This is a genomic window from Burkholderia cenocepacia, from assembly GCF_014211915.1.
In the GTDB taxonomy this organism is placed as follows: Bacteria; Pseudomonadota; Gammaproteobacteria; order Burkholderiales; family Burkholderiaceae; genus Burkholderia; species Burkholderia orbicola.
Window position 1 is genome coordinate 263006 of record NZ_CP060040.1, and the last position, 12453, is coordinate 275458.

Genomic DNA, 12453 nt, shown 5'->3' on the forward strand with positions numbered 1-12453 from the left:
CGCCGCCTGCGGGCGGCGTCGGTGCGACTGGCGCAACCGGTCTTCATTGATGCGGAAAACATGGGCCTGCGGGCCCATGTTGCTTTTCCGGCTGCCGCATGATGCGGCGTGCGCGTCGTCGAACGCGCGGCTTACAAGGATTGAACAAGATGAACCAGATGAATCCCGCCTTCGTGATGCCCGACGTGCAGAGCACGGTGGATACCCGTCAGATCCCGATTCAGCGCGTGGGCGTGAAGGCGGTCCGGCATCCGTTGACGGTGTGTACCGAAAGCGGCGACGTGCAACCGACCGTCGGTGTCTGGAATCTCGACGTCCGTCTGCCGGCCGATCAGAAGGGCACGCACATGTCGCGCTTCGTCGCGCTGCTCGAGGAGAACCGCGCGCCGCTGACGGTCGAGCGCTTCCGCGCGATGCTCGCGTCGATGCTCGTGAAGCTCGAAGCCGAGGCCGGCCGCATCGAAGTCACGTTCCCGTATTTCGTGAACAAGACCGCGCCGGTGTCCGGCGTGCAGAGCCTGCTCGACTATGAAGTGACGCTCGCCGGCGAAAGCCGCAACGGCGACACGCGCCTGTTCCTGAAGGTGCTCGTGCCGGTCACGAGCCTGTGCCCGTGCTCGAAGAAGATCTCGCAGTACGGCGCGCACAACCAGCGCTCGCACGTGACGATCGATGCCGAACTGGCCGCCGATCTGCCGGTCGAGGCGCTGATCCGCATCGCGGAAGAGGAAGCGTCGTGCGAACTGTGGGGGCTGTTGAAGCGTCCGGACGAGAAGTTCGTCACCGAGCGCGCATACGAGAACCCGAAGTTCGTCGAGGATCTGGTGCGCGACGTCGCACAACGTCTCGATGCGGACGAGCGGGTGGTTGCTTACGTGCTCGAAGCCGAGAACTTCGAATCGATCCACAATCACAGCGCGTATGCGTTGATCGAACGCGACAAGCGCCACGCTGCATAACGCTGCGACCGCGGCATTTTGTCCTGCCAATGAGAAAAGCCGCTCGAACGAGCGGCTTTTTCGTTTTCCGGCTGGCGGTGTCGCGTGGCGCGATTCAGCCCGCGAGCGACGCGAGGTCCCAGCGCGGCTTCACCGTGAACGCATAGTCGGCATTCGCCTGTTCCGGCCAGCGGCCGAGCCGCAGCGCGCCCGCCAGCGCGATCATCGCGCCGTTGTCGGTGCAGAGCGCGAGATCGGGGTAGTGCACGTCGAAGCCGCGCTTGGCCGCGGCCGCCGACAGTGCCGCGCGCAACTGGCGGTTCGCGCCGACGCCGCCCGCGACCACGAGGCGCTTGAGCTTCGTCTTCTTCAGCGCGGCGAGCGACTTCGCGACGAGTACGTCGACGGCCGCATCGACGAAGCCGCGTGCCAGGTCGGCCTTCGCGCGTTCGAGGGCTTCGCCTTCGAGCTTCGCCGCTTCGAATTTCTTCATCTGCGTGAGCACGGCCGTCTTCAGGCCGCTGAAGCTGAAGTCGAGATCGCCCGAATGCAGCATCGGGCGCGGCAGCACGACCGCGCCCGGCGTGCCCGTTTCGGCCAGCTTCGATACTTCGGGGCCGCCCGGGTAGCCGAGGCCGATCAGTTTCGCCGTCTTGTCGAACGCTTCGCCGGCCGCGTCGTCGAGCGTTTCGCCGAGCGTCTCGTACACGCCGACGTCGGTCACGCGCATCAGTTGCGTGTGGCCGCCGGACACCAGCAGCGCGACGAACGGGAACGGCGGCGGCTCGTCGACCAGCAACGGCGACAGCAGGTGGCCTTCGAGGTGATGGATGCCGACGGTCGGCTTGTTCCACGCGAGCGCGAGTGCATTCGCGATGCTCGCGCCGACCAGCAGCGCGCCGGCGAGGCCGGGGCCCTGCGTGAAAGCGATCGCGTCGATGTCGTCGCGGCGCGTGCCGCTTTGCGCCATCACTTCCTCGAGCAGCGGCAGCGCGCGGCGGATGTGGTCGCGCGATGCGAGCTCGGGCACGACGCCGCCGTAGTCGCGGTGCATCGCGATCTGCGAATGGAGCGCGTGCGCGAGCAGGCCGCGCTGCGTGTCGTAGAGCGCGAGGCCGGTTTCGTCGCAGGAGCTTTCGATGCCGAGAACGAGCATGGGTGCGGGCGGGGCACGCCGTTTCGGGCGCGCCGCAGGTAGGTCAACGTAACCCGAAATTATAGCAGGCGGGGGCTCACGGCCCCTGCGGGCGGCCCGAGCCCGAGGCCGGGCGGGTACAATCCGCGCCATGGAAACTTATGACATCGCCGTGATCGGCGCGGGCGCCGCCGGCATGATGAGCGCCGCGGTCGCCGGCCAGCTCGGCCGCCGCGTCGTGCTGATCGATCACGCGCCGCGGCTCGCCGAGAAAATCCGCATCTCGGGCGGCGGCCGCTGCAATTTCACGAACCTGTACGCCGGGCCCGACAACTACCTGTCGTCGAATCCGCATTTCGCGCGCTCGGCGCTCGCGCGCTATACGCCGCGCGATTTCCTCGGGCTGCTCAAGCGCCATCACGTGACCTGGCACGAAAAGCACAAGGGCCAGCTCTTTTGCGACCACGGCAGCGACGCGATCATCGACGTGCTGAAGCACGAGTGCGACGCGGGCGGCATCGCGTGGCGCCGGCCCGTCGTCGTCGACGCGGTGCGCCATGCGCCGTCCGACGGCTTCACGCTCGACACGCAGCAGGCCGGCCCGATCGGGGCACGCGCATTGATCGTCGCGACCGGCGGGCTGTCGATTCCGAAGATCGGTGCGACCGATTTCGGCTACCGGCTCGCGAAGCAGTTCGGCCACAAGCTCGTCGATACGCGGCCCGCGCTCGTGCCGCTGACGTTCGCACCGCAAGACTGGGCGCCGTTCGCGCCGCTGTCCGGCGTATCGCTCGAAGTGCGCGTGTCGACCGGCGACAAGAAGCGTGGCGGCGAATTCGTCGAGGACCTGCTGCTGACCCATCGCGGGCTGTCCGGGCCCGGCATCCTGCAGATCTCGAGCTACTGGCAGCCCGGCGACCCGATCCGCGTCGACCTGCTTCCGCAGCGCGACACGGTGGCCGATCTGCTCGACGCGAAGCGCACGTCGAAGCGCCAGATCGGCTCACTGCTCGCCGACTGGGTGCCGTCGCGCCTCGCGCATGCGTGGCTCGACACGCATCGCGTCGCGGCCGACGCGCGGCTCGCGGATCTGCCCGACAAGACGCTGCGCCAGATCGGTGAAGCGCTGTCCGGCTGGACGCTGACGCCGAACGGCACCGAAGGCTACAAGAAGGCCGAGGTGACGAAGGGCGGGGTCGATACGCGCGAGCTGTCGTCAGCGACGATGATGAGCGCGCGCGTGCCGGGGCTGTTCTTCGTCGGCGAGGCGGTGGACGTGACGGGCTGGCTCGGCGGCTACAACTTCCAGTGGGCATGGGCGTCCGGCACGGCGGCCGGGCAGGCCGCGGCCGAGTATGCGCGAGGCGCCTGACGCGCCGGCCGGCGCCGTTCTGGCGGGTTGGGGTCCGTGCCTTTGAACAATCGCTCTGCTATACTCGGTAGTCTTTCCTTGCAAACCTTTATTCGTGTCGGATCATGACGATCATTCGCGTTAAAGAGAACGAGCCGTTCGAAGTTGCAATGCGTCGCTTCAAGCGCACGATCGAGAAGAACGGTCTGCTGACCGAGCTTCGTGCGCGCGAGTTTTACGAGAAGCCGACCGCAGAACGCAAGCGTAAGAAGGCCGCTGCGGTGAAGCGTCATTACAAGCGGATTCGCAGCCAGACGCTGCCGAAGAAGCTGTACTGAACGATTGGGCGCCGCGCGGTTCGCTGAGCGGCGCACCGGCGACTCCGTGCGATCGGGTGTGATCGCGCAGCCGATCAGGCGGCGAGTCGCCGATGCCGGATTCGAGCAACCCGCTTGAGACACTGTCCCAAGCGGGTTTTTGTGTTGACGCCCATTCGCGGGCGTCGGATTCACGTTTCCATCCCGGGTGAAAGATGAGTTTGAAAGAGCAGATCAGCGAAGACATGAAGGCCGCGATGCGCGCGAAGGAAAGCGAGCGCCTGGCAACGATTCGCCTGCTGATGGCCGCGATCAAGCAGCGCGAAGTCGATGATCGGGTCACGCTCGACGACGCGGGCATCACGGCCGTGATCGACAAGATGATCAAGCAGCGCAAGGATTCGATCAGCCAGTTCCAGGCGGCCGGTCGCGACGATCTGGTCGCGAAGGAGCAAGCCGAGCTGACCGTGCTGGGCGGCTACATGCCCGCGCAACTGTCGGACGCCGAAGTGGCGGCCGAGGTGCAGGCGGCCGTCGCGCAAACCGGCGCGGCAGGCCCGCAGGACATGGGCAAGGTGATGGGCGTGCTGAAGGGCAAGCTCGCCGGCCGTGCCGACATGACGGCCGTTTCCGCGCAGGTCAAGGCCGCGCTCACGAAGTAAAACCCGTTCCCGGCGCGCCCAGCGATGCGTGCGCCGGGCGTCGTATTGTCTTTTTTCGCTCGATCTCACGGTGATTCCGCATTCGTTCCTGCAGGATTTGCTGAACCGCGTCGATATCGTCGACGTGGTGGGCCGGTACGTGCAGCTCAAGAAGGGCGGCGCCAACTTCATGGGCCTGTGCCCGTTCCATAACGAGAAGAGCCCGTCGTTTACCGTGAGCCCGACCAAGCAGTTCTATCACTGCTTCGGTTGCGGCGCGCACGGCACGGCGATCGGCTTCCTGATGGAACATGCGGGGCTCACGTTCCCGGAAGCCGTGCAGGAACTCGCGCAATCCGTCGGGCTGACCGTGCCGCACGAACCGTCGATGCGCGGCGGCGGTGGGGGCGGAGGCGGTGGGGGCGGAGGCGGTGGCGGCGACTATCCGGCGCCCGTGTCGAAATCGGTCGCGACCGCGCTGTCTGATGCGATGACGGCGGCATGCGACTACTACCGCAAGCAGTTGCGCGGCGCGACCGTCGCGATCCAGTACCTGAAGAACCGGGGTCTGACCGGCGAGATCGCCGCGCGCTTCGGTCTCGGCTATGCGCCGGACGGCTGGCAGAACCTCGAAGCCGCGTTCCCGGACTATCGCGACGAGTCGCTCGTCGAGGCGGGGCTCGTGATCGTCAGCGAGAAGACCGACGCCCAGGGCGTCGCGCGCCGCTACGACCGGTTCCGCGAGCGGATCATGTTCCCGATCCGCAACGTGAAGGGGCAGGTGATCGGTTTCGGCGGCCGCGTGCTCGGCAGCGGCGAACCGAAGTACCTGAATTCGCCGGAAACGCCGCTGTTCAACAAGGGCAGCGAGCTGTACGGGCTGTTCGAGGCGCGGCTCGCGATTCGCGAGCGCAAGTACGTGCTGGTCGTCGAAGGCTACATGGACGTCGTCGCGCTCGCGCAGCTCGGGTTTCCGAACGCGGTCGCGACGCTCGGCACCGCATGCACGCCGATTCACGTGCAGAAGCTGCTGCGCCAGACCGACACGGTCATTTTCAGTTTCGACGGCGATTCGGCCGGGCGGCGCGCGGCCCGGCGCGCGCTCGAGGCCTGCCTGCCGCATGCGGGCGACAACCGCACGATCCGGTTCCTTTTTCTGCCGACCGAGCACGATCCGGACAGCTACGTGCGCGAATTCGGCGCGGACGCATTCTCCGAGCAGGTCGAACGTGCGATGCCGCTGTCGCAATTTCTGTTGAACGAAGCGATTGCCGGCAAGGCGCTCGATCAGCCGGAAGGCCGCGCGAAGGCGCTGTTCGATGCGAAGCCGCTGTTGCAGGCGCTGCCGGCGAACGCGTTGCGCGCGCAGATCATGCACATGTTCGCCGACCGCCTCGACATCCCGTTCGAAGAGGTCGCGGCGCTGTCGGACGTCGATACGCGCATCGCGACGCCGCCGCGGCAGGCGCCCGCGCGCAGCGAGCGGCGCCGCGTGACGGACAGCGAAAAGCGCGCGTTGCGTACGCTGGTGATGCATCCGCGCATTGCATCGCAGCTCGACGACGAACAGATTGCGACCCTGCGCGCGCTGCCGCGCATCGGCGAGCTGTTCGCGGAAGTCGTCGATCATGCGCGCGCGCTGGGCGACGGTGCGGAGTTCCGGCTGCTGTCGGATGTCCTCAGGACGTCCTCGAACGGGGCGACTTACGAGGAAATCTTCCGCGAAATTCTGGACTATGATGAAAACGTCCGCGATTTGCTGTTACAGAATCCGGAAGACGAGACGGTGCCCGAGCGGCAGCGTGAGCAGGAACGGATCGCGGGGGAGGAGCTGCAGGCAGCGGTGCTCAAGATGCGCTATGACGCCTGCTGCGACCGGCTGGACAGGCTGGCGCGGCAATCCACCTTCACACCCGAGGAATTGGCCGAATTGACGGAATTGAACCAGCAGCGAACCGACATGAAGCGTCGGCTCGGGCTGTAGGCGGCTGGGGCGCTTAGAGAGGGCTCCCCAGCGTGCTATAATATAAGGTTTCCAGCGGTTTGTTTTCCAAGCAGAGGCGAGAATCGCGATGGCAAAGACGACAGGCGGAAAGAAAGCAACAGGCAAGGGCTCGACGGAGCCGACCAAGAAGGTCACAGCGGCCAAGTCTGCTTCTTCCACCAGGACAACGTCTTCAGCCACGTCAGCCCCTGCAGGAAAGAAAACCGCGGCCGGCACTGCTCAGGCTGCGCCGGCGCCGGCAGCCAGAACACGGGCTGCCGCCAGACCCGACTCCGGGCCGGCCAAGCCGGCGGCGAAGCGGGCAAGTGCGAAAAGCGCAAGGGACACGACTGCCGACGCGGACGAAACGGCAGTACGTACTACTCATGCACCCACGGTTCAACCGGCTGTCGTCCAGCAGCCGCGAGTCGATATAGCCGGTACGGCGAACTCCATGACCAAAAAGCTGAACGAAGTATCCGTCGAAGACGACGCAAATCAGAGCGACGAGCAGCCCGCAGCCGCGGCTGCACCGGGCAAGTCCAAGGTGCGCGATCGTCGCGCCAAGGAAAAGGCGCTGCTGAAGGAAGCGTTCGCGACGAGCACGCCGGGCACGGCCGAGGAGCTCGAAGAGCGCCGCGTGAAACTGCGCGCGCTGATCAAGCTCGGCAAGGAGCGCGGCTTCCTCACGTACGCCGAAATCAACGACCACCTGCCGGACAACTTCACCGAGACGGAAGCCCTCGAGGGCATCATCGGCACGTTCAACGACATGGGCGTGGCGGTTTACGAGCAGGCGCCGGACGCGGAAACGCTGCTCCTGAACGACAACGCGCCCGCCGCGTCGTCGGACGATGAAGTCGAGGAGGAAGCGGAAGTCGCGCTGTCCACCGTCGATTCGGAATTCGGCCGCACGACCGATCCGGTCCGGATGTACATGCGCGAGATGGGCACGGTCGAGCTGCTCACGCGCGAAGGCGAAATCGAGATCGCGAAGCGGATCGAGGACGGCCTGCGCCATATGGTGATGGCCATCTCCGCGTGCCCGACGACGATCGCCGACATCCTCGCGATGGCCGAACGCGTCGCGAACGAAGAGATCCGCGTCGACGAGCTCGTCGACGGCCTGCTCGATCCGAATGCCGCGGACGCCGCCGATACGGACGGCTTCTCCGCGAAGGAGGCGGAAGCCATCGAGAACGAGGACGAGGAAGCCGAAGAGGAAGAGGAAGAAGAGGAAGAGGAGGAAGACGACGGTGCCGCGCAGGCATCGGCGAACGCCGCCCAGCTCGAAGCCCTCAAGCGCGCGTCGCTCGAGAAGTTCTCGCAGATCAGCGAGTGGTTCGACAAGATGCGCCGCGCGTTCGAAAAGGAAGGCTACAAGTCGAAGGCCTACCTGAAGGCGCAGGAAACGATCCAGAGCGAACTGATGACGATCCGCTTCACCGCGCGTACCGTCGAACGCCTGTGCGACACGCTGCGTGCGCAGGTGGACGAAGTGCGTCAGGTCGAGCGTCAGATCCTGCACATCGTCGTCGACAAGTGCGGCATGCCGCGCTCGGAATTCATCGCGCGCTTCCCGGGCAGCGAGACGGATCTCGACTGGGCCGAGAAGATCACCGCGGAAGGTCACCCGTACAGCGCGGTGCTGTCGCGTAACGTCCCGGCGATCCGCGAACAGCAGCAGCGCCTGCTCGACCTGCAGGCGCGCGTCGTGCTGCCGCTGAAGGACCTGAAGGAAACCAACCGTCAGATGGCGGCCGGCGAACTGAAGGCGCGTCAGGCGAAGCGCGAAATGACCGAGGCCAACCTGCGTCTCGTGATCTCGATCGCGAAGAAGTACACGAACCGCGGCCTGCAGTTCCTCGACCTGATCCAGGAAGGCAACATCGGCCTGATGAAGGCGGTGGACAAGTTCGAATACCGTCGCGGCTACAAGTTCTCGACCTATGCGACGTGGTGGATCCGTCAGGCCATCACGCGCTCGATCGCCGACCAGGCGCGCACGATCCGTATTCCGGTTCACATGATCGAAACGATCAACAAGATGAACCGCATCTCGCGGCAGATCCTGCAGGAAACCGGTCTCGAGCCGGACCCGGCAACGCTCGCCGAGAAGATGGAGATGCCGGAAGACAAGATCCGCAAGATCATGAAGATCGCGAAGGAGCCGATCTCGATGGAAACGCCGATCGGTGACGACGACGATTCCCATCTCGGCGACTTCATCGAGGACACCAACACGGTCGCGCCGGCGGATGCCGCGCTGCATGCCAGCATGCGCGACGTCGTGAAGGACGTGCTCGATTCGCTGACGCCGCGCGAGGCGAAGGTGCTGCGGATGCGTTTCGGTATCGAGATGAGCACCGATCACACGCTCGAGGAAGTCGGCAAGCAGTTCGACGTCACGCGCGAGCGGATCCGTCAGATCGAGGCCAAGGCGCTGCGCAAGCTGCGTCACCCGAGCCGTTCCGACAAGCTGAAGTCGTTCCTCGAAGGGAACTGATTTCCAGCGTCTCTCTTACGAACGCCGCCGGTATCCGCATGATGCCGGTGGCGTTCGTTCCCTCTGTCGTCTTTGTTGTTACAATGCCGGCCCGGCTTCGTTGCCGGGGTGGCGTGTAGCACCCTTTGCTTCTCGTCTGGGCCCCTAGCTCATGCTTGGTTAGAGCAGCGAACTCATAATTCGTTGGTGCCGGGTTCGACTCCCGGGGGGCCCACCAGATTTCATGCCGCGCCGCGCAGTATCGCGGCATGCCGAAAACCCGCGATCGCGTCATGCGTCGCGGGTTTTTCTTTGGGCGGCCGCGCGGTGCGATCAGGAAAACAACGAGGGGCTGCCGCGCCGAGGGCAATCGAAGTATGCTGTGGCGCGGCCGGCCTCGGTGCGATACGTGCGCACGTCAGGACCGCCGATCAGTGCCGCGTCCATTCGGCGGCCAGAACAAACGGATTTCACCCGGGAGCGGGGACGGCGATCATGATCAGGCTGCGTTCGTGGGGTGCGATTCTGTCGTTGCTGATGCTTGCCGCGTGCGCGAGCCTGCCGCCGCAGGCGGACCGCGCGCCGACGCATGCGTTCACCGATACCGACGATACGCGCCTCGGCGTGGCATTTCGTCAGCAGGCTGCCGCCCATCCGGGGCAGGACGCGTTTCATTTGCTGACCGATCCGGTCGACGCACTGGACGCGCGCGTGCTGCTCGCCGATCGCGCCGAGCGCTCGCTGGACCTTCAGTACTACATCTGGCACGACGACCTGACCGGCCACGAACTGGCCGACGCGGTCATGCGCGCGGCCGATCGCGGCGTGCGTGTGCGCGCGCTGCTCGACGATCTCGGCACCAACGCCGACGACCGCAAGCTGCTCGAGATCAGCGCGCATCCGAACATCGAGATCCGGCTGTTCAATCCGGTGGCGACGCGCCGGTTCAAGAAGCTCGGCACCCTGTTCGAGTTCTCGCGCGTCAACCGACGCATGCACAACAAGGCGATGATCGCGGACAACCAGGCTGCGATCGTCGGCGGGCGCAATATCGGCGACGAATACTTCGGCGCATCGTCGATGCTGGAGTTCGGCGATCTCGATGTCGTCGTTCACGGGCCGGTCGTGAAAGACATCTCGACGGAATTCGATACGTTCTGGAATTCGCCGTACGCATATCCGGTCGATACGCTGGTCGGGCACGATGCGGCGCCGGGCGGCCTCGAGCGCGAGCGAGAACGGTTGCGCGACTACCTGAGGGCCATGGAGGACAATCCGTACGTGCTCGAGGCCCGCCAGCGGCTCGACCGGATCGTCCACGGGCAGGGCACGGAGCTGTCGTGGGGGCATGCGACGGTGCTGTACGACGATCCGTCGAAGATCGCGCACCCGCCGAAGGACCGCGACGGCCACCTGATGCCGCAGTTGCGTGCGCTTGCGTTGCAGCCCCGGCACGACCTGCTGATCGTGTCGCCGTATTTCGTGCCCGGCAAGGAGGTGGTCGAGCGGCTGCGCGCGCTCACGGCGCGCGGCGTGCGCGTGACGGTGCTGACCAATTCGCTCGCGTCGACCGACGTGGCGGCCGTGCATGCCGGCTACCGGCGCTATCGAAGCGATCTGGTGAACGCCGGCGTGCGGCTTTACGAGCGCCGGCCCTCGGGCGACAAGAGTATTTCGAAGCAGGTGATCATCGGCTCGTCGCGCGCATCGCTGCATGCGAAGACCTACGTATTCGATCACACGAGCATCTTCATCGGGTCGATGAATCTCGATCCGCGCTCGCTGAACCTCAATACGGAGATCGGCGTTTATTGCGAGAGCCCGGCGATTGCATCGCAGGTGGCCAACGATCTGGAGGCGCGGCTCGACCAGATCGCGTGGCGTGTCGAGGCGAGAACCGATGCGGCCGGCAGCGGGCGCCTCAAGTGGGTTCAGACGGATGCGGACGGGAAGGTCACCGAGATCGATCACGAGCCGGAAGTGTCCGCCCCGCGGCGGATGGAAGTGTGGTTTCTCGGGCTGTTTCCGATCGAATCGCAACTGTGAGCGACACTCAGCGCGGCGCGCGGCGGTGCTGCTCGATGACGTCGGCAAACTGTATCGCCGCTGTCTCGATCGTCGCGTCGCTCAGCCCTGAATAGCCGAGCACGAAGCCGTTGTAGCGGCGGCCGTCGCCGATGCAGTAGCTGCTCAGCGGTTGGAGCCGCAAGCCGCGGGCGGCGGCCGTACGCGCGACGTCGGTATCGTGCAGCGGCACCGCGAGATCCGCGGAAAGATGCATGCCGCCGGGGCTTTCCCGCACGCTCAGCGACGTGCCGAGATGGCGGGCGAGCGCCGCTTCGAGGCTGCCGCGCCGGTCGGCGTAAAGCGCCCGCATCTTCCGCAGGTGCCGCGCAAAGAGGCCGGTGTCGATGAATTCGGCCATCGCCAGCTGGTCGGCCGAGTGGCCGCGATGGACGAGTTCGCGCAGCGTGCGCGTGAAGCGGTCGACCAGCACCGGCGGCACCACCATGAAGCCGAGCCGAAGGGCCGGAAACATCGTCTTGCTGAACGTGCCGAGATAGCACACCGGTGCATCCGCATGCAGGCCCTGGATTGCGGGCAGCGGCTGGCCGCCGTGACGGAATTCGCTATCGTAGTCGTCCTCGATGATCCACGCGCCGCATGCACGGGCATGCTCGACGAGCGCCGCGCGCCGCCGCGGGCTCATCAGCGCGCCGAGCGGGTACTGGTGCGACGGTGTCGTATAGATCAGCCGGGGCGGGTGGGTGCGCCACTGCGCGTCGGTCGGCGCCATGCCCTCGCGATCGATCTCGATCGGCACGGGATTCAGGCCGGTCGACCGGAACGCGGTTCTCGCGCCGTTGTAGCAAGGGTTCTCGAGCCAGCCGTATTCCCCGGGATTCGCCAGCATGCGCGCGCAGAGTTCGAGGCTGCTCTGCGTGCCGTCGGTGATGAACACCTGGCCCGTGTCGCAGCGCACACCGCGCGACACGCGGATGTACGCGGCGACCGCGCGCCGCAGTTCGGGCAGCCCTTCGACCGGGCCGTACGCCAGCCGGGCGGGCGTGATGGTCTTCCATGCGCGCTCGATGCAACGACGCCACTGGGCAACCGGGAATTCGTCGAGGGACGGCAGGCCGGGAACGAACGGCAGCATGCGTTCGGGCTCGGGATCGGCGTTCTCCAGCCCGTGCACGCGCGCCGACAAGTGAACCGGCGCGGGGTCGTCGTCATTGCCGACGTTCGAGCGGTCGCATCCGTCCCATAGTGTGATCGTGCCGTTGCGCGTGGCCGCCACGAAGCCTTCCTCGGCAAGACGCTCGTACGCATAGACCGCGGAATTGCGCGCGATGCCCAGCTCGGCCGCGAGCACGCGTGTCGACGCGAGCCGCGTGCCGGGCGGAAGGTGCCCGTCCAGCAGCATGTTGCGCAGGCTCCGGTAGAGGGCTTCCTGCTGGCTATGCGTTGTCGCGCCGTCCTGTCTGGCAAGCGACGAGATGAGCAGCGCGAGATCCATGGGCTGGTTCCAGAAATTTTCGTTGTGCTGGTTCTTTCGAAGAGGCCGCGCGCATCGTATCGTTCACGTTCTCGCGGGGCAG

The 12453-nt window shown here is 65.9% G+C and carries 9 protein-coding genes and 1 tRNA gene; 8 read left to right on the forward strand and 2 right to left on the reverse strand.

Translation table 11 applies throughout. The annotated features are described in order from the left end of the window. The first annotated feature begins 149 nt into the window (after window positions 1–149). Entirely contained in the window at window positions 150–959 is an 810-nt protein-coding gene (gene folE2, locus SY91_RS17775; protein ID WP_006479422.1) for a GTP cyclohydrolase FolE2, read from the forward strand. A gap of 94 nt (window positions 960–1053) precedes the next feature. Here folE2 and tsaD read toward each other — a convergent pair whose 3' ends face one another. Continuing rightward, on the reverse strand, window positions 1054–2094 hold the full coding sequence (gene tsaD, locus SY91_RS17780) for a tRNA (adenosine(37)-N6)-threonylcarbamoyltransferase complex transferase subunit TsaD (RefSeq protein ID WP_006479420.1): 1041 nt from the start codon (window positions 2092–2094) through the stop codon (window positions 1054–1056). 130 nt (window positions 2095–2224) lie between these two features. On the opposite strand from tsaD, the gene SY91_RS17785 reads away from it, so the two are divergent. The 7 genes from SY91_RS17785 to SY91_RS17815 all read left to right on the forward strand — a co-directional run bounded on the left by SY91_RS17785 (window position 2225) and on the right by SY91_RS17815 (window position 10897). Then, a complete protein-coding gene (locus SY91_RS17785) occupies window positions 2225–3445 on the forward strand; it encodes an NAD(P)/FAD-dependent oxidoreductase (protein WP_023474428.1) in 1221 nt (406 codons plus the stop codon). Window positions 3446–3549: 104 nt separating this feature from the next. Continuing rightward, a complete protein-coding gene (gene rpsU / locus SY91_RS17790; protein WP_006479415.1) occupies window positions 3550–3762 on the forward strand; it encodes a 30S ribosomal protein S21 in 213 nt (70 codons plus the stop codon). Window positions 3763–3956: 194 nt separating this feature from the next. After that, window positions 3957–4403 (forward strand): GatB/YqeY domain-containing protein, encoded by a 447-nt coding sequence (locus SY91_RS17795; RefSeq protein WP_006479409.1) that lies wholly within the window; start codon window positions 3957–3959, stop codon window positions 4401–4403. Between the two features lie 70 nt (window positions 4404–4473). Then, the gene (gene dnaG, locus SY91_RS17800) at window positions 4474–6366 is read left to right on the forward strand and encodes a DNA primase (RefSeq protein ID WP_043886277.1); all 1893 of its coding nucleotides are present in this window, start codon (window positions 4474–4476) and stop codon (window positions 6364–6366) included. 88 nt (window positions 6367–6454) lie between these two features. Beyond that, window positions 6455–8872, forward strand: coding sequence for an RNA polymerase sigma factor RpoD (rpoD, locus tag SY91_RS17805; protein ID WP_074803934.1), 2418 nt, complete (start codon window positions 6455–6457; stop codon window positions 8870–8872). A gap of 138 nt (window positions 8873–9010) precedes the next feature. Beyond that, window positions 9011–9089, forward strand: a tRNA-Ile gene (locus tag SY91_RS17810). 257 nt (window positions 9090–9346) lie between these two features. After that, a complete protein-coding gene (locus tag SY91_RS17815) occupies window positions 9347–10897 on the forward strand; it encodes a phospholipase D family protein (protein WP_006479403.1) in 1551 nt (516 codons plus the stop codon). A 7-nt stretch (window positions 10898–10904) separates the two neighbouring features. Here SY91_RS17815 and SY91_RS17820 read toward each other — a convergent pair whose 3' ends face one another. Continuing rightward, window positions 10905–12371 (reverse strand): PLP-dependent aminotransferase family protein, encoded by a 1467-nt coding sequence (locus SY91_RS17820; protein WP_006479401.1) that lies wholly within the window; start codon window positions 12369–12371, stop codon window positions 10905–10907. Window positions 12372–12453: the final 82 nt, after the last annotated feature.